The following is a 15,994-nucleotide window of genomic DNA, read 5'->3' as shown; positions in this document are numbered from 1 at the left end:
GCTCGGTCGGCAGGCGCACCGATGTCGATGCACGACGGACACGCCGAGGGGCGCCCGGGTTCACTCCCGGGCGCCCCTCGCGTACGTCCGAACTCAGCGCCGGCCGACGGTGAGCACCGGCTTGGTGACCTCGGCGAAGAAGTCGTTGCCCTTGTCGTCGACGACGATGAAGGCGGGGAAGTCCTCCACCTCGATCTTCCAGACCGCCTCCATGCCCAGCTCGGCGTATTCGAGCACCTCGACGTGCTTGATGCAGTCCTGCGCCAGCCGGGCGGCCGGGCCGCCGATCGAGCCGAGGTAGAAGCCGCCGTGGGCCTGGCAGGAGCGGGTGACCTGGGCGGACCGGTTGCCCTTCGCGAGCATCACCATCGAGCCGCCGGCCGCCTGGAACTTCTCCACGTACGCGTCCATCCGGCCCGCGGTGGTGGGACCGAACGAGCCGGAGGCGTAGCCCTCGGGGGTCTTGGCCGGGCCGGCGTAGTAGACCGCGTGGTCGCGCAGATATTGCGGCATCGGCTCGCCCGCGTCCAGCCGCTCGGCGATCTTCGCGTGGGCGATGTCCCGGGCCACGACCAGCGGGCCGGTCAGGGACAGCCGGGTCTTCACCGGGTACTTCGACAGTTCGGCGCGGATCTCGGCCATCGGCCGGTTCAGGTCGACGCGGACCACCTCCTCGGTGTCCAGCGTCTCGTCTGTCACGTCGGGCAGGAAGCGGGCCGGGTCGGTCTCGAGGCGCTCCAGCCAGACGCCCGACGGGGTGATCTTCGCCACCGCCTGCCGGTCCGCGGAGCAGGACACCGCGATCGCCACCGGACAGGAGGCGCCGTGCCGGGGCAGCCGGACCACCCGTACGTCGTGGCAGAAGTAGCGCCCGCCGAACTGCGCGCCGATGCCGAAGTTGCGGGTCAGCTCCAGCACCTCGGCCTCCAGCTCCAGGTCACGGAAGCCGTGCGCGCTCATCGAGCCCTCAGTGGGCAGCGCGTCCAGGTACTTCGCGGAGGCGTACTTCGCGGTCTTCAGCGCGTACTCGGCGGAGGTGCCGCCGATGACGATGGCCAGGTGGTACGGCGGGCAGGCAGCGGTGCCGATGAGCCGCAGCTTCTCCTCCAGGAACTGCATCATCCGCGTCGGGTTCAGCAGCGCCTTGGTCTCCTGGTAGAGGTAGGACTTGTTGGCCGAGCCGCCGCCCTTGGCCATGAACAGGAACTTGTACGCGTCGGCGTGGCCGTCCGGGTCCTCGGCGTACAGCTCCACCTGGGCGGGCAGGTTGCTGCCGGTGTTCCGCTCGTCCCACATGGTCAGCGGGGCGAGCTGGGAGTAGCGCAGGTTGAGCCGGGTGTACGCCTGGTAGACGCCGCGCGAGATCGCCTCCGCGTCGGTGCCGTCGGTGAGCACGTGCCGGCCGCGCTTGCCCATCACGATCGCGGTGCCGGTGTCCTGGCACATGGGCAGCACGCCACCGGCCGCGATGTTGGCGTTGCGCAGCAGGTCGAGCGCGACGAAGCGGTCGTTCGGCGAGGCCGCCGGGTCGTCGATGATCGAGCGGAGCTGAGCCAGGTGGGCCGGGCGCAGGAAGTGGGCGATGTCGTGCATCGCCTCGGCCGTCAGCGCGGTCAGCGCGCCCGGATCCACGGTCAGGAACCGGCGGCCTCCCGGGCCGTTGACGACGTCCACGCCCTCGTCGGTGACCAGGCGGTATTCCGTCAGGTCGGGACCGGTCGGCAGCAGGGGTGCGTACGAGAAGGCGGCGGCACTGCTCATGACCGAAAAGCCTAGGGCAGAGCCGTCGATCGGTGACACCCGCAGGTGGGTCGTGGGACGACGCTCTCACCCGGTGTCACTTGCCGTCAGCGCAGAGTTCCCGTTTCGGCCCGCAACTGCCCTGGTCGCTCGGCGGCCGCCAGCTTCCGTCCGGGTCCGGCGCCACCGGAGCGCCGTCCTGGCCCGGCCCCGGCGCCTCGCCCGTGCCGGCGCCCCAGCGGACGTACCCGATCTCCCGCCCCTCGCCGATGATCATGCCGTTCGGGCCGACCGCCAGCGCGTTCGCCGAGGTCCGCAGCTCGACCAGCACCCGGCCCTCCCGCGGCTCGACCGCGATCAGCCGGGACGGCTTCTCCTCGCTGATCACCGCCGCGTACGGGGTGAGTGCCGCACCGCTCTTGCCACCCGCCGGCCGGGTCCAGCGGGTCCGGTCGGCCGACAGTTCCCGGCCCAGCAGCGAGTCCTTGTCGGCGCTGCGCACCACCGCGTAGCGGTCGTCCACGGCGAGCAGCTTCTCGCCGTCCGCGCCGACCTGCAGCAGCCGGCCGTCGTACCCGTCGAGCACCGCCTCCCGCCCGTCCGGGGCGACCCCGATGATCACGTTGCGACCGCCCTGCGGATCCTCCCGCTGCACGCAGCCGGCGTAGTCGGCGGTGCGCAGGTTGATCCCGGTACGCCGCCACACCTGCTGGCCGGTCGCCGGGTCCACCGCGGTGACCGCGTAGGAGCAGCTCCCGTCGCGGGAGGTGGCCGCGATCCGCAGCAGCCGCCCGCCGACCACGGCGAGCCGCTCCTCCCGGCCCGGCTGGACGTTCTGGAGCACCCGCCCGGTGGCGGTGTCCACCACGTGCACCCGGCCGTCGACCGGGAAGCCGAGCAGCGGCGGGACGGACTCCGGCCCGGCCACCCCGCCGTCGATCCGGGTGGCGCCGAGCCGCCGGGTGCCGAGGAGTTCCGGGTTGTCGGCGAGTACGCCGCTGTGCACGCCGGGCAGGAACGCGCTCCACAGCGGAGCGGTGCCGCGCGGGTCCCAGGCGCGCAGCGTGCAGTCGGTGGCCTGCACGCAGTACGCGTCGAGCAGCAGGTTCCGGTAGGTCCAGACGGCAATCGCGCGGTCGTCGCGGCGACGGGTCACGCCGCTGACCGGGTCGAGCACCTCGTACCCCTTGTCGAGCAGCTTGCCCACGGCGACGACCGACTCCCGGCCGTTGCCCGCGACCGCCGACCAGTCGGCCTTGCGCTCCCACAGCTGGCCGCCGTCGGCGAGGTTGCGCGCCTCGATGCGGGTGCGCTGCTCGACGATCACGGTGTCGCCAGCGATGGTGACGCTGCGCGGCGTGCCGCCGACGCGCTGCTGCCAGACCACGTCCGGCTCGCTTATCGGCTTGCTGCGGTCGACCCAGTCCCAGAGCGCCGGGAACGGGTTCCAGACGCCTGTCGCGGCGAGGACGACCACGGTGACGAGCCCGAGCAGCAACCAGCCGCGTATCCCTAGGCCCTTCACACCGCACACGGTAGCGACGATCACCGGTCCCTCGTGCCGCGTGCGGTGCGTGTCGCGGCGCTTCTTGCATGGTCCGGGGTGTTAATAAGGGGCCCTTCCACCTCCGAATGCGTTAACAGGGGGCCCTTCCTTACCCGCGGGCGGCGGAGCGGACCAGCGGGAGCGTGCGGTACGGGATCTGCTCGGCCAGCGCGATGATGGTGGACGCGCGCCGGATGCCCTCGGAGGCGACGATCTGGTCGATGACCCGCTGGAGGTCGGTGTTCGACCGGGCGACGATCCGGCAGAGCAGGTCGCTGGAGCCGGTGATGGTGTGCGCCTCCAGCACCTCGGGGATCGCGGCCAGGTGCGCGGTGACCTGGTCGTGGCCGTGCCGCTGGCTGATCTCCAGCGTGACGAAGCTGGTCACGCCGAAGCCGATCGCGGCGGGCGTGATGTCCGGCCCGAACCCGGTGACCACGCCCCGGCCGACGAGCTTGTCGAGCCGGGCCTGGACCGTGCCCCGGGCGACGCCGAGGCGCCGGGAGCACTCCAGCACGCCGATCCGGGGCTCCTCCGCGAGCAGTTCGATCAAGCGGGCGTCCAGTTCGTCGAGCTGTACATCCTGACCAGTGTTCATGGTGTCCGACGGTACCGAATGCACAACCTGACCAGGAATAACGCCAACTGTTGCCCAACTCACCGCGGTCCGTAGATCCTCGCCGGAAGAGCACATCCACGGCGGCCTACGAGGCCGGCCGGTACGCGAGGGAGGCCACCATGACCCAGGCGATCGACCGACCCCAGTCGACCGAGGAGGTCGACGTCGACGCTCTCGTCGGCGCAGTCGACCACGACATCACCCGCGACCCGTTCCCGGTAAAGGGCATGGACCACGTCCACTTCCTGGTGGGCAACGCCAAGCAGGCCGCGCACTACTACTCCACCGCGTTCGGCATGACCTGCGTGGCGTACCGGGGGCCGGAGCAGGGCTACCGCGACCACGCGCAGTACGTGCTCACCAGCGGTTCGGCCCGTTTCGTGCTGACCGGCGCGGTCCGCCCGGACGCCGACGGCGCCGAGCACGTGGCGAAGCACAGCGACGGTGTCTCCGACATCGCGCTGGAGGTGCCGGACGTGGACGCCGCGTACGCGCACGCCGTGGCGCAGGGCGCGACCGGCCTGGTCGAGCCGCACGACGTGAGCGACGAGCACGGCACCGTGCGGATGGCGTCCATCGCCGCGTACGGCGACACCCGGCACAGCCTGGTCGACCGGTCCCGCTACACCGGCCCGTTCCTGCCCGGCTTCGTCGCTCGCGGCCCGATCGTGGACCGCCAGCCGATGATCGACGCCGGCCTCCAGCCGAAGCGGTTCTTCCAGGCGGTCGACCACGTGGTCGGCAACGTGGAGCTGGGCCGGATGGACGAGTGGGTCGAGTTCTACAAGCGGGTCATGGGCTTCTCGAACATGGCCGAGTTCATCGGCGACGACATCGCCACCGACTACTCGGCGCTGATGAGCAAGGTCGTCGCCAACGGCACCCGCAAGGTGAAGTTCCCGCTGAACGAGCCGGCGGTGGCCCGCAAGAAGTCGCAGATCGACGAGTACCTGGAGTTCTACCAGGGCCCCGGCGCCCAGCACATCGCGGTGGCCACCAACGACATCCTGGCCAGCGTGGACGCCATGCGGGCGGCGGGCGTCGAGTTCCTGGACACCCCGGACTCGTACTACGAGGACCCGGAGCTGCGCGCCCGCATCGGCAACGTCCGGGTGCCGATCGAGGAGCTCCAGTCCCGCAAGATCCTGGTCGACCGGGACGAGGACGGCTACCTGCTCCAGATCTTCACCAAGCCGGTGCAGGACCGCCCCACCGTCTTCTTCGAGCTGATCGAGCGGCACGGCTCGCTCGGCTTCGGCAAGGGCAACTTCAAGGCCCTGTTCGAGGCGATCGAGCGCGAGCAGGAGAAGCGCGGGAACCTGTAACACTGTCCGCGTGACCCAGCCTGCTCCGAACCCGACGCCGCCGCCCGCCAGACATCCACCCGCGGGCGGCGGCTTCGCGCCGCCCGGCGGACCGGCGGTGCCCGCACAGCACATGCCGCAGGGGTACGCCGGCCCGCCCGGCTACCCGCCGCCCGGTTACCCCCCGCCCGGGTACGCCCCGATGCCCCTCCCGCCTCCGGTGGCGCCGAACGGGCAGCCGCTGGCGGGCTTCGGTGACCGGCTGCTCGCCTACCTGATCGACACCGCCGTCGCCATGGCGGTGACGCTGGTGCTGTTCGTGCCCGTCTTCTTCCTCGTCGTCTTCCGGATGATCGACGAGATCGAGCAGGCCGGCCCGAACGGCCCCGACCCGGGCGAACTCTGGACGGGCTTGCTCCTGCCGCTGTTCGCCGCCGAGCTCGGGGTCCTGCTGCTGATGCTCGCCTTCTACTGGCTCTACCACGTCGAGTACGCCCGCCGGACCGGGCAGACGCTGGGCAAGAAGGTGATGAAGCTGCGGATCGTGCCGCTGCAGCCGGACGCCGCCCTGACCCGGGGGATGCTCGGCAAGCGCTGGGTCGTCGAGTTCGCCGGCGGGATGTTCGTACCGTTCCTCAGCTACCTCGACGGTTTCTGGCAACTCTGGGACAAGCCCTGGCAGCAGTGCCTCCACGACAAGTTCGCCGGAACCGTCGTCGTTAAGGTTGGCCCGTGAGCGCGAGGAGTGAGCCGGGTCTGCGAGCCCCGCAGTCGGGAACAAGGACGGCATCGTGAGTTTGGAACCTGGCTGGTACGTCGACCCCGCCGATCCGGAGACCCGCCGCTGGTGGGACGGCGAGGGGTGGATCGGCGCGCCGATCCCGGTCGACGTCACCCCGCCCGACGGCCCGCCGCCCGCCGAACCCGAGCCCGCGCCGGCCACCGCGACGCCCGCCGCCGACCACCAGGCCGCGCGTACCGGCGGCCGTCCCGACGCGACGCCGACGTCCGGCACGCCGGGCGGACCGAGCCCGTGGCCGGGCCAGCCGGGTCAGCCGGGTCAGGCAGGACCGTGGCCGGGACAGCCGGGGCAGCCGGGTCCGGCGAACCCGTGGCCGGGCCAGCCGGGTCAGCCGGGCACGCAGGGACCGCCGCCGGGCTGGCCGTACCCGCACTGGCCCGGTGCGCAGCCGATCCCGCGCCCGCACGGGCTGCCGCTGGCGTCGTACGGCGCCCGGCTGGTCGCGCGCCTGATCGACTTCGGCGTGGTGTTCCTGCTCAACGCCGTGGTCAACGGCTGGTTCGTCTGGCGCTACGTCGAGGCGGTCTCCCCGTACCTGCGCGAATCGGTGCGCCGGGCGCTCAACGGTGACACGTCCACGGACGGGCTGCCCCAGATCGACGAGCAGGCCGGCGGCCTCCAGATCGCCATCCTGGTGATCGCCACCGCGCTCTGGTACGCGTACGAGGTGCCGTCGATGGCGGCGCGCGGTCAGACCTTCGGCAAGCGGCTGATGGGCATTCGCGCGCTGCCGGTCGAGGCGGACCAGCCGCTCGGCTTCGGCCGGGCCACCCGGCGCTGGAGCACGCTCGGCCTGCCGACGCTGCTCTGGTACTGCTGCGGGCTGGGCCTGGTGCTCCAGCTCATCGACGCGGTATCGCCCCTGTTCGACCACCCCCTGCGCCAGGCCCTGCACGACAAGCGGGCGCAGACGGTGGTGGTCCAGCTTCCCCGCAAGCGTGACCCCCGTACCGCCCCGCCCGAGAGCGCCGACACCCCGGGAGACACCCCATGACCGAGACCGGACGCCAGCAGCCCGCGCTGCGGCTCACCCGCGCCGACCTGGACGCGCTGCCGAACTACGTGCCCGGCCGCAGCCCGGCCGACCTGGCCCGCGAGCTGGGCCTGGCGGAGGCGATCAAGCTGGCCAGCAACGAGGTGCCGTACGGCCCGCTGCCGGGCGTGGTCGAGGCGGTCGCCGAGGCGGTGGCCGGTTCGCACCGCTACCCGGACATGGGCGTGGTGGCGCTGCGTCAGGCGCTCGCCGAGCGGTACGGCGTGGACGCCGACCGGATCGCCACCGGCTGCGGTTCGGTGGCGCTGGCCGAGCACCTGGTGCGCGCCACCTGCCTGCCCGGTGACGAGCTGCTCTACTCGTGGCGCTCCTTCGAGGCGTACCCGATCATCGCGGCGACCAGCGGCGCGACGAGCGTGCGGGTGCCGAACGACGCCGGCCACGGCCACGACCTGGACGCGATGGCGGCGGCGGTGACCGACCGGACCCGGATGGTCCTGGTCTGCAACCCGAACAACCCGACCGGTACGGCGGTGCGCCGGGCCGAGCTGGACCGTTTCCTCGACGCGATGCCGGACGACGTGCTCGTGGTGATCGACGAGGCGTACCGGGAGTTCGTCACCGACCCCGAGGTGCCGGACGGCCTGACCTACCTGGACCGGCCGAACGTGGCGGTGCTGCGCACGCTGTCCAAGGCGTGGGGCCTGGCCGGCCTGCGGATCGGCTGGCTGGTCGCGGCGCCGGAGGTGGCCGCCGCGGTACGCAAGGTGGTCACCCCGTTCTCCACCAGCATGGCCGCCCAGGCCGGTGCGCTGGCCGCGCTGGCGCAGGCCGACGAGGTGGAGCGGCGCTGCGCGCTGGTCGTGGCCGAGCGGGACCGGGTCACCGAGGCGCTGCGCAAGTTCGTGCCGGACGTGCCGGACAGCCAGGCCAACTTCGTCTGGCTGCCGCTGGGCGAGCGGGCGGTGGAGTTCGGCCGGGCGTGCGAGGCGCGTGGCGTGATCGTCCGGCCGTTCCCGGGCGACGGGGTACGGGTCACCATCGGTACCCCGGCCGAGAACGACGCGTTCCTGGCCGCCGCCGAGGCCGCGCTGGCCTGACCGGGCGCGCCCGGCCCGGTCCGTCAACCCCCTACGGACCGGCGCCGGACGTCCGGATCAGGTCACCGCGAGCAGCACCGGCTCGGCCATCAGGAAGTAGCCCTGGTCGTCGTCCTCCGGCGCGGCGGTCTCCCGCAGCCGCTCCACCGCGACGTAGCCGTCCACCGCGTACGCCCGGCCCGGCTTCCAGCCGATCCCATCCCGTCCCAGGTCGAGCACGAAACTGGACCGGGTGGTGCCGGTCAGCGGGTCCACGGTGACCAGTTCCCGCCGGTCGGTCAGCAGATGCACCCGCCCCGGCTCGGTCGCGAGCACCCGGGCCGGATGGATGTCCGCCCGGCGCCACAGCTCCTCGCCGGTACGCGCCGAGCGCCCGACCACCACCGGGCCGGACGTGTCCACCGCCCGCTCGCCGTCCAGCACCGTGTCCGGGTGGTCCAGGCCCGGCGCGGCGGCCGGCTCGCCCGGGTCGGTCACCAGCCAGCCCCGGCTGCCCGCGCCGTCCGGCCCGGCGGTACGCAGCCCGCGACAGCCGGAGTGCCCGTACGGGCAGCCCACCGGCGTGACCACGAGCTGCTCCGGCGCGTCCGGCGGCCGCCAGCGGGTCCGCACCGTACCGGTCGCCGCGTCCCGCAGCTCGACCACGGCCGGCCCGTCGCAGCGGTCCACCCCGACCAGTTCGCCGCTGGCTGTCGTACCCACGTCGGTCCGGCAGTCGCGGGGCAGGTCGGCGCGCCAGAGCCGGCGGCCGTCGGCGAGGTCGTACCCGCCGAGCCCGCCGGGACCCGCCGAGACCAGCACGGACCGGCCGGCGGAACGCGCCACGTGCAGCCCGGCCGGGTCCCAGACCGTGCCGGCGTAGGTCCGTCTCGGCTCCGGCACCGACCGAGGCTCCGGGCCGTCGGCCCGCCAGGCCACCCGACCGGTACGCGCGTCGAGCGCCACCAGCCTGCCGTCGGACCAGCGGCTGACCACAGTGGTCCCCTCGGCGAGCACGCCGACCAGCGTCGCCGGCCAGCGACGATACGACCAGAACGGGGTGACCCGGTGCCGACCGGTGGCCGGCTGGTCCGCGTACACCTGGCGGGCGCCCGCGTAGACGCGGAGCCGGCCGTCCACGACGAGCGGCGCCACCGGCAGCCGCGCGAGCACCCCGGCGGTCGGCGCGGGCGCCGCCGGGTACGGCTTCCGGGCCGGGGTGTCGACCTCGGCGGGCGCCAGCACCCGGACGACCACGGCGACCGACGCCGCGACGGCGAGTACCGCCACCAGCGCCACCACGGCCCGCCGCCTCGCGGCCTTCGCCATCCGTCACCTCCGCCCCGGCACCCTACCGGCCGCGTGCGGACCGGGTACGGGGAGCGGCCGGGTCGGCTCAGGCGGCCTCGGTGGATCGGGCGGTACCGGCGGCCAGCGCCAGGTCGGCCAGGTCACGCCGGAGCGCGCCCTCGACCGCGCGGGCGGCCAGGCCGCCGAGGATCAGGGCCAGCACCCGCCCGTACGCCCGGGTCGGCACCGCCTCGTGCTCGACGGTGACCTCGGTGCAGCCGCGCCGCCGTCGCTCGACGGTGCGCAGCGTCCAGGTGATCCGGTAGTCGGCGCCCGCGCCGCGCGACCCGAGCACCAGGCGGCCGGGTGCGACCGCCTCGATCACCTCGAACTCCTCGGGTTCGGTGCCGCCGTCCGGCCGGACGCGGATCTCCCGCCACACGCTGCCCGGCCCGAACCCACCGGGGCCGGCGACCTCGACCGCGTCCACCGCCGAGAGCCAGTCGGCGCGGGACGGGAGGTCGGTGAGGAGCCGCCACAGGTCGGCGTCCTGCGCTTCGATGAATGCGGAAACGGTCACCGTCGACATGGCACCTCCCGTGTCGTACACGGTACGGGCCGTGACGGGAAACGGGGAGCCTCCCTGTGACATTTCCACTACCGGTGCCCCGGCCGGGGCACCGGTGTGGCGCACGAGCGGTCAGCCGCCGATCGTGCCGCTCCGCAGCGCGGTGACGAACGCCGCCCAGCCCGGCGGGCTCACCGTGAGCGCGGGGCCGTCCGGGTCCTTCGAGTCGCGTACGCCCACCACGCCGTGCGCGGCGACCACGTTCGTCGCCACCTCGACGCAGAGGCCCTGATCGTTCGAGCGGCTACTGGTACGCCAGACGGCACCGGTCAACTCGGTCATGCTCGGTCCTTCCTGTTCGGCTTGCCCCGGTACGCCCCCCGACCCGGTGCCGACAGCACTCCAGCTCGACCTGGAGGCGCCGCCCGGGGCGTACGTGATCCGGAGCGATCAACGCCGAAGGAAACGGCCCCGGTCGCACTACGGGTGCGACCGGGGCCATCGGAAGGCCGGATGTCAGCGGGCCGGCAGGATGGTCCCGGTGACCTCGCCCAACGCGACAGTGGTGCCGTCCGGGCCGGGCGCGGTGGCGGTGATCGTCACCGTGTCGCCGTCCTCCAGGAACGTCCGCTCGCTGCCGTCGGCGAACTTGACCGGCTCGGACCCGCCCCAGGTCAGCTCCAGGAACGACCCGACCTGGCCGCGCTCCGGACCGGAGACGGTGCCGGAGGCGTAGAGGTCGCCGGTACGCAGCGACGCGCCGTTGACGGTGAGGTGCGCGAGCTGCTGGGCCGGGGTCCAGTACATGCCGGCGAACGGCGGCTCGGCGACCCGCTCACCGTTCCACTGCACCGACAGCGTCAGGTCCAGCCCGAGGTGCGGGGTGGCGCGCAGGTAGTCCTGCACCGGCGGGTCCTGGTCGGGCGCCGGTACGAACGCGTCGGCCAGCGCCTCCAGCGGCGTCACCCAGGCCGAGACGGAGGTGGCGAACGACTTGCCGAGGAACGGTCCGAGCGGCTGGTACTCCCACGCCTGGATGTCCCGGGCCGACCAGTCGTTGACGAGCACCACGCCGAACACGTGGTCGGCGAAGTCGGCCACCGCCACCCGGTCGCCGAGCCGGCTCGGCACACCCACCACGAAGCCCACCTCGGCCTCGATGTCCAGCCGGACCGAGGCGCCCGTGGTGGGGCCCTGCGCGCTGGCCCGCTGGCCCGTCGGGCGTACCACAGGGGTGCCGGAGACGACCACGGTGCCGGCCCGGCCGTGGTAGCCGATCGGCACGTGCTTCCAGTTCGGCAGCAGCGGCGGCTGCCCGGGCCGGAAGATCTGCCCGACGTTCGAGGCGTGGTGCTCCGAGGAGTAGAAGTCGACGTAGTCGGCCACCTCGAACGGCAGCGCCATCTCGACCTCACGCAGCGGCACCAGCAGCGGCTCGACCGCCGGCCGGTGCTCCGGGTCGGTGAGCAGCTCGACGACCCGCTGCCGGACCGCCGTCCACTGCGGGCGGCCGAGCGCCATGAAGGCGTTGAGCGTCGGCTCACCCAGCGCGCCGCCGGCCAGCACCAGACCGGCCGCCTCCGCGCCGGCCAGGTCCAGCGCGACGTCGCCGATGCGGACGCCGATGCGCGGCTCACCCTCGCCGTGCCGGAACACGCCGTACGGCAGGTTCGTCACCCCGTACGGCGACCCCGCCGCTCCTGGTACCCAGGTCATGCCTCATAGCCTCCGTTCACCAGCCCCAGCCGGATCAGATCGCTCAGTGGTTCGGAGATGCTGCACGAGCCGTACCCCACCCAGAGCGGGCGCTCGGCGTCGCGGTGCGCCCGGGCCGGCTCGACCACGCGTACCGGGTCGGTGGCGGCGAGCAGCTCGGCCACGCCGTCCACCTCGGCGCCCCCGACGGCGGCGAGCGTCGCGCCCAGCACGTTGACGAAACCGTGGTGGGTGAAGCCGGTCTCCGGGTCGCGGTGCCGGATCGCGTGGTGCAGGCCGGCGGTGAGCTTGAACGGCAGCTTCCGGTCGCGGCAGGCGCAGATCACCGCGGCCAGCTCGACCGGGGTGGGGAACAGCTCGGCGGCGAGCCCGCCGGTACGGAACTTGGCCGCCACCGGCAGCCCGCCGGCGCGTGCCTCGGCGAGCGCGTCGAGCGCGCCCATCAGCCCGAAGGTCAGCGGGATCTCCGCGTACACGCCGGTGCCGTCCAGCCGGCCGGCGAGTGTCATCAGCTCGGCCAGCCCGGGTTGCGGGTCCTCGCCGCGCTTGGCCACCGGCGCCTCGATCTGCCGGGCGGTCACCCCGTCGGGCGCGAGCGCTTCCAGCGCCTGCGGGAGCTGGTCCAGGCCGGTGTCGCCGATCAGGCCGATGACCAGGCCCTCGGTCGCGTCCACCAGGCCGCTCAGCGACCCGCGCTGAATCTCCGAGGCGGGCAGCAGCAGCGGCCCGACCATGTCGGCGTACCAGGCGGTGCGGTGGGTGCGGTGCGCGGTCACCGCGTCGGGCAGCGGGGCGTTGCCGGGCGGGAAGACCGCGGCGTCGTCCACCAGGCCGGAGAGGAGGCGGGGCACCTGCGTTGACACGAGACAAGAATGTACGGGACGCTACGAGGAACGGACAACCGCGTCCGATTATCGGACGCCACCGGCCGGAGAACGGGACATATCGGGAGGCGAGATGCCGTACTACCGCAGCGTCGGCGACGTGCCGCGCAAGCGCCACACCCAGTTCCGCCAGCCCGACGGCACGCTCTACGCCGAGGAACTGGTCGGCCAGGAGGGCTTCTCCTCCGACTCGTCGCTGCTCTACCACCGGCACGCGCCGACCGCGATCCTCGCCGCGCAGGAGTACGCCCCGCCCACCGTCACCCGCCTGCCGAACCTGCCGCTCAAGCCGCGCCACCTGCGCACGCACAAGCTCGACGGCACCGGCGCGGACCCGGTGCTCGGCCGGCAGTACCTGCTCGCCAACGACGACGTGCGGATCGCGTACGTGCTCGCCGACCGGCCGTCGCCGCTGTTCCGCGACGCCACCGGCGACCACTGCCTCTACCTGGAGGCCGGGTCGATGCGGGTCGAGTCGCCGTTCGGCGTGCTCGACGCGGTCGCCGGCGACTACGTCGTCATCCCCACCTCGACCATCCACCGCCTGGTGCCCACCGGTGACGAACCGACCCGGCTGCTCGCCGTCGAGGCGTCCGGCCACATCGGGCCACCCAAGCGCTACCTCTCCGTACGCGGGCAGTTCCTCGAGCACGCGCCCTACTGCGAGCGCGACGTCCGCGGACCGGACACCCCGCTGCTCGTCGACGGCGAGGAGGTCGAGGTGCTGGTGAAGCACCGGTCTCGGGCCGCAGGCCCGGGTGGCAGCGGCACAGCCTGGACGCGTCATGTTTATGCGAACCACCCGTTCGACGTGGTCGGCTGGGACGGGCACATGTACCCGTGGGCGTTCTCCATCCACGACTTCGAGCCGATCACCGGGCGGATCCACCAGCCGCCGCCCGTGCACCAGACATTCCAGGGCCCGAACTTCGTGATCTGCTCGTTCGTGCCGCGCAAGGTGGACTACCACCCGGCCGCCATCCCGGTGCCGTACAACCACCACAACGTCGACTCGGACGAGATGCTGTTCTACACCGGCGGCAACTACGAGGCCCGGCGCGGCTCCGGCATCGAGCAGGGCTCGATCTCGCTGCACCCGTCCGGGTTCACCCACGGCCCGCAGCCGGGCGCGGCCGAGCGGTCGATCGGGGCGGAGTTCTTCGACGAGCTGGCGGTCATGGTGGACACGTTCCGCCCGCTGGACCTCTGCGACGCGGCCGCCGCCTGCGAGGACGACGGCTACGCCTGGACCTGGGCGCGCAAGTCCTGACGTACGCGAAAGGGGCCGCGCCCGGCACGGACGCGGCCCCTTCGCACGTGGTCGTCAGAACGTGGACGCGTCGATGACGAAGCGGTAGCGCACGTCGGAGGCGAGCACCCGCTCGTACGCCTCGTTGATCTTGTCGGCGCCGATCACCTCGATCTCGGCGCCCAGCCCGTGCTCGGCGCAGAAGTCGAGCATCTCCTGGGTCTCCGCGATGCCGCCGATGCTCGACCCGGCGAACGACCGCCGGCCCGGGATCAGCGAGAACGCGTGCACCGACAGCGGCTTCTCCGGGGCGCCCACGTTGACGAGCGTCCCGTCCACCGCCAGCAGCCGCAGGTACGCGTCCATGTCGAGGGTCGCGCTCACCGTGTTGATGATCAGGTCGAACGAGCCGGCCAGCTCGCGGAACGTCTCCTCGTCCGAGGTCGCGTAGTAGTGGTCGGCGCCGAGCCGCAGCCCGTCCTCCCGCTTCTTCAGCGACTGCGACAGCACCGTCACCTCGGCGCCCATCGCGTGGGCCAGCTTCACGGCCATGTGGCCGAGACCGCCCATGCCGATCACCGCCACCCGGCGGCCGGGCCCGGCGTTCCAGTGCCGCAGCGGCGAGTACGTGGTGATGCCGGCGCAGAGCAGCGGCGCGGCGGCGTCCAGCTCGATGCCGTCCGGGATGCGCAGCACGAAGTCCTCGGTGACCACGATGGCCTGCGAGTAGCCGCCCTGAGTCGGCTCGCCGTCCCGGCCCACCCCGCCGTACGTGCCGGTGCTGCCCTTGAGGCAGTACTGCTCCAGCCCCTTGCGGCAGCTGTCGCACTCCCGGCAGGAGTCGACCAGGCAGCCGACGCCGACCCGGTCGCCGACGGCGAACTTCGTGACCGCGGAGCCGACCTCCCGCACCACGCCCGCGATCTCGTGACCCACCACGATCGGGTAGCGCGTCGGGCCCCACTCGCTGCGCGCGGTGTGGATGTCGGAGTGGCAGATGCCGGAGAACTTGATGTCGATGAGAACGTCGTCCGGTCCGAGATCCCGCCGCTCGATGGTGGTCGGAGCGAGCGGTTCGGTCGCGGACGTCGCCGCGTAGGCGTTGACGGTGAGCACTGAGTCCCGCTTCCTTCAGCCGGTGTTTCCGGTCCTCCTACCCTCTCACCGGCGAGCGAAAGCGGTGAATCCGGCCACCACCGACGCGGTGATCGCCCCGACCAGCGGCCACGGGCCGCCGACCAGCGCGTACGCGAGCAGCAGCACCACCGCGGCGGCAGCCGCGTAGACCGGCACGACCAGGCCGCGCGCCATCGCCTCCCGCAGGCCGGGCCGCCACGTCGCCGGGCGCCGCAGCAGCACCGCCACCCCGCCCACCGCCAGCACCGCGAACAGCCGGGACGCGCCCGGCGAAGCCGGGGCCAGGGCGCCGACCAGCACGCTCGCGACCAGGGACAAACCGGCCACCGACAGCAGGAGCCGCCGGATGCCGTCGTCCACGGTCCGTGCCGGGTCGGGGCGCGCCACGGGCAGGTCCGCCATCGCGGTCAGGTGTTCCAGCGTCTCGGCGTACCGGCGGCGTTCCAGCCGGGCCACGCCCACGTCCTGCCCCGCCTCACCCAGCTCCGGGTCCAGCCGCAGCGCCTCCCGGTAGGCCCGCTCGGCCAGGTCGAACAGTTGCAGCCGCACCGCGACCAGGCCGAGCACCAGGTGCGCCTCCGGCTCGTCCGACGACAGCTCGACACCCCGCCACGCCGCGTCCAGCGCCGCCTGCCCGTTGCGCGACGCGGAGAGCAGGGCGGCGGCACTGCGCTGCGCGTACGCGTCGCCCGGCGCGCGCGCCAGGATCTCGTCGGCGGTCGCGGCGGCGGGCTTCCAGCGTTCGAGGTCGAGCAGCGCGAACCCGCGCGCCACGAGCAGCGGCACCGCCTCGGGGCCGGCGGTTGCCTTCTCGACTGCGGTTTCGGCGACGGCGAGCGCCTCGGCCGGCCGGTCGGCGGCCAGGTGCATCCGGGCCAGCATGGTCAACGCGGGCACGTGCGCCGGCTCGGTCGCGATCAGCGCGGTGAGTTCGCCGATCCCCTCGTCGTAGCGCCCCAGCTCGGCGAGCAGGTGGGCACGTTGCAGGTAGCCGTCGGCGGCGGACTGGTCGGGAGCGGCGTCACTCGGCATCCCGGCGAGCGTATCCGCCCGGCCCCACCGCGCG

At 73.1% G+C, this 15,994-nt stretch carries 15 protein-coding genes; 5 read left to right on the top strand and 10 right to left on the bottom strand.

Annotation, left to right across the window (positions count from 1 at the left end; translation table 11 throughout):
• Window positions 1-93: 93 nt before the first annotated feature.
• The 3 genes from O7604_RS11370 to O7604_RS11360 form a co-directional block, all read right to left on the bottom strand.
• Complete coding sequence (locus tag O7604_RS11370; RefSeq protein WP_269703707.1) at window positions 94-1,761, bottom strand: fumarate hydratase; 1,668 nt, start codon at window positions 1,759-1,761, stop codon at window positions 94-96.
• 76 nt (window positions 1,762-1,837) lie between these two features.
• A complete protein-coding gene (locus O7604_RS11365) occupies window positions 1,838-3,274 on the bottom strand; it encodes a PQQ-binding-like beta-propeller repeat protein (RefSeq protein WP_281579950.1) in 1,437 nt (478 codons plus the stop codon).
• A gap of 121 nt (window positions 3,275-3,395) precedes the next feature.
• Window positions 3,396-3,884: an Lrp/AsnC family transcriptional regulator gene (locus O7604_RS11360; RefSeq protein ID WP_013288920.1), complete on the bottom strand. Its 489-nt coding sequence runs from the start codon at window positions 3,882-3,884 to the stop codon at window positions 3,396-3,398.
• 140 nt (window positions 3,885-4,024) lie between these two features.
• On the opposite strand from O7604_RS11360, the gene hppD reads away from it, so the two are divergent.
• The 4 genes from hppD to hisC are packed head-to-tail and all read left to right on the top strand — an operon-like array spanning window position 4,025 to window position 8,105.
• A complete protein-coding gene (gene hppD / locus O7604_RS11355) occupies window positions 4,025-5,230 on the top strand; it encodes a 4-hydroxyphenylpyruvate dioxygenase (RefSeq protein ID WP_013288921.1) in 1,206 nt (401 codons plus the stop codon).
• Between the two features lie 10 nt (window positions 5,231-5,240).
• Window positions 5,241-5,945: an RDD family protein gene (locus O7604_RS11350; protein WP_281579594.1), complete on the top strand. Its 705-nt coding sequence runs from the start codon at window positions 5,241-5,243 to the stop codon at window positions 5,943-5,945.
• A gap of 55 nt (window positions 5,946-6,000) precedes the next feature.
• Window positions 6,001-7,005, top strand: a complete 1,005-nt coding sequence (locus O7604_RS11345) for an RDD family protein (protein ID WP_281579593.1) — start codon at window positions 6,001-6,003, stop codon at window positions 7,003-7,005.
• The gene (hisC, locus tag O7604_RS11340; protein ID WP_269703698.1) at window positions 7,002-8,105 is read left to right on the top strand and encodes a histidinol-phosphate transaminase; all 1,104 of its coding nucleotides are present in this window, start codon (window positions 7,002-7,004) and stop codon (window positions 8,103-8,105) included. The genes O7604_RS11345 and hisC overlap by 4 nt, the downstream gene beginning before the upstream one ends.
• A 57-nt stretch (window positions 8,106-8,162) precedes the next feature.
• Here the strand turns inward: hisC and O7604_RS11335 are convergent, their stop codons facing one another.
• The 5 genes from O7604_RS11335 to O7604_RS11315 all read right to left on the bottom strand — a co-directional run bounded on the left by O7604_RS11335 (window position 8,163) and on the right by O7604_RS11315 (window position 12,521).
• Entirely contained in the window at window positions 8,163-9,413 is a 1,251-nt protein-coding gene (locus tag O7604_RS11335; RefSeq protein WP_281579592.1) for a PQQ-binding-like beta-propeller repeat protein, read from the bottom strand.
• 67 nt (window positions 9,414-9,480) lie between these two features.
• Window positions 9,481-9,963, bottom strand: coding sequence for an SRPBCC family protein (locus O7604_RS11330; RefSeq protein ID WP_281579591.1), 483 nt, complete (start codon window positions 9,961-9,963; stop codon window positions 9,481-9,483).
• A gap of 111 nt (window positions 9,964-10,074) precedes the next feature.
• Window positions 10,075-10,284 (bottom strand): DUF397 domain-containing protein, encoded by a 210-nt coding sequence (locus tag O7604_RS11325; protein WP_281579590.1) that lies wholly within the window; start codon window positions 10,282-10,284, stop codon window positions 10,075-10,077.
• Window positions 10,285-10,458: 174 nt separating this feature from the next.
• Window positions 10,459-11,658 (bottom strand): fumarylacetoacetase, encoded by a 1,200-nt coding sequence (fahA, locus tag O7604_RS11320; RefSeq protein ID WP_269703691.1) that lies wholly within the window; start codon window positions 11,656-11,658, stop codon window positions 10,459-10,461.
• A complete protein-coding gene (locus O7604_RS11315; RefSeq protein ID WP_281579589.1) occupies window positions 11,655-12,521 on the bottom strand; it encodes a hypothetical protein in 867 nt (288 codons plus the stop codon). The genes fahA and O7604_RS11315 overlap by 4 nt, the downstream gene beginning before the upstream one ends.
• A 94-nt stretch (window positions 12,522-12,615) precedes the next feature.
• On the opposite strand from O7604_RS11315, the gene O7604_RS11310 reads away from it, so the two are divergent.
• A complete protein-coding gene (locus tag O7604_RS11310; RefSeq protein WP_281579588.1) occupies window positions 12,616-13,812 on the top strand; it encodes a homogentisate 1,2-dioxygenase domain-containing protein in 1,197 nt (398 codons plus the stop codon).
• Between the two features lie 54 nt (window positions 13,813-13,866).
• Here the strand turns inward: O7604_RS11310 and O7604_RS11305 are convergent, their stop codons facing one another.
• Both O7604_RS11305 and O7604_RS11300 read right to left on the bottom strand, forming a co-directional pair.
• Window positions 13,867-14,907: an NAD(P)-dependent alcohol dehydrogenase gene (locus O7604_RS11305; RefSeq protein ID WP_281579587.1), complete on the bottom strand. Its 1,041-nt coding sequence runs from the start codon at window positions 14,905-14,907 to the stop codon at window positions 13,867-13,869.
• Between the two features lie 45 nt (window positions 14,908-14,952).
• Window positions 14,953-15,960 (bottom strand): tetratricopeptide repeat protein, encoded by a 1,008-nt coding sequence (locus O7604_RS11300; protein WP_281579586.1) that lies wholly within the window; start codon window positions 15,958-15,960, stop codon window positions 14,953-14,955.
• Between the last annotated feature and the right edge of the window lie 34 nt (window positions 15,961-15,994).

The sequence above is a fragment of the Micromonospora sp. WMMA1947 genome, assembly GCF_027497355.1.
GTDB lineage: Bacteria > Actinomycetota > Actinomycetes > Mycobacteriales > Micromonosporaceae > Micromonospora.
The sequence above is the reverse complement of the archived record's forward strand: the minus strand, read 5'-3'. Positions and strand labels throughout refer to the sequence as shown.